Origin of the sequence: Peptoniphilus indolicus ATCC 29427, assembly GCF_000227315.1 — a bacterium.
Taxonomy (GTDB): domain Bacteria; phylum Bacillota; class Clostridia; order Tissierellales; family Peptoniphilaceae; genus Peptoniphilus; species Peptoniphilus indolicus.
This window is the reverse complement of the sequence record NZ_JH165117.1, coordinates 1-1270: the sequence shown is the minus strand read 5'-3', so window position 1 is coordinate 1270 and position 1270 is coordinate 1. Positions and strand designations below refer to the sequence as shown.

2 protein-coding genes are annotated in these 1270 nt (G+C 27.8%); both read left to right on the top strand.

What is annotated here, in order from left to right; all coding sequences use genetic code 11:
- The coding region (locus HMPREF9129_RS10215) for a DUF1015 domain-containing protein (RefSeq protein WP_004823534.1) at positions 1-642 on the top strand (642 nt) is incomplete at its 5' end.
- Positions 643-764: 122 nt separating this feature from the next.
- The gene (locus HMPREF9129_RS10210; protein ID WP_004823533.1) at positions 765-1148 is read left to right on the top strand and encodes an HAD-IIIA family hydrolase; all 384 of its coding nucleotides are present in this window, start codon (positions 765-767) and stop codon (positions 1146-1148) included.
- The last annotated feature ends 122 nt before the right edge of the window (positions 1149-1270 follow it).

The following is a 1270-nucleotide window of genomic DNA, read 5'->3' as shown; positions in this document are numbered from 1 at the left end:
TTTGAAAAAGTTAATAATTTATATATAGCTGATGGACACCATAGGGCAGCCGCTGCTGTAAAAGTTGCAGAAATGCGAAGGTTAGAAAATCTTAATTATACTGGACAAGAAGAATTTAACTTTTTTATGTCAATTTTATATCCAAAAAGTCAGGTCAAAATTTATGATTACAATAGAGTTGTAAAAGACTTAAATGGTTTGTCAGACAATGATTTTATAGAAACAATAAAAAAAGATTTTTATATAGAAAATGTTGATAAAGAATTTGCTCCAAAAGAAAAGGGCGAATTTGGAATGTATATAAATGGCGAATGGTATAAAATAAAACTTAAAAATAGTATAGAAAACTCAAGTGTGATAGATAAATTGGACGTATCAATTCTTCAAGATAAAGTACTGGATAACATATTGGGAATAAAAGACCCAAGGACAGATGATAGAATTGACTTCATAGGTGGAATCAGAGGTATAAAAGAGTTGGAAAGAAGAGTAGGAGAAGATATGAAAGTGGCTTTTGCGTTGTATCCAACATCTTTAAAAGAATTGATGAACATTGCGGATTTAGGAGAAGTAATGCCTCCAAAATCAACGTGGTTTGAGCCAAAACCTCGTTCAGGATTGTTTATACATGAGTTAAAATAAAGTGGAAGTGGCATAAGAATATTCTTATGTCATTTCTTATAAGGTAAGCTGAAAATGTAAATTATTTTTATTTATTCTATATTTTTAGTCTATTAGAAATAAAATATTTATGGAGATGCAAGATGAAAGTAGCTTTTTTGGATAGAGATGGAACAATAAATTTGGATTATCCCGATGAAAAATGGAAGTTAATAAGAGAACCTAAAATGTTGGAGGGTTCAATTGAAGGTATGAAATTTTTATTGAGTAAGGGATATCAAATAATTATCTTAACGAATCAATACATAATTGGTGATGGAATAATAAGTATAGAGCAGTACTATGAATTTACAAATAAGTTACTTGAATGTTTAAAGAGTAATGAGATAGAAATTTTAGACATATTTTTTTGTCCACATTCTAAGTCTAAAAATTGTGACTGTTGCAAACCTAAAACGGGAATGATGAAAAAAGTACTGGAAAAATATCCTGAAATAAATTTAGAAAAGTCTTTTTTTCTGTGGTGATTCAGAAAGTGATATGCAATTTGCTAAAAATTGTAATTTGAAATTCTATGGAATAAATATTGGAGAAAATAGTATTTCTAATTTAAGTGATTTAAAAATAATATTATAGATACATAATTTAT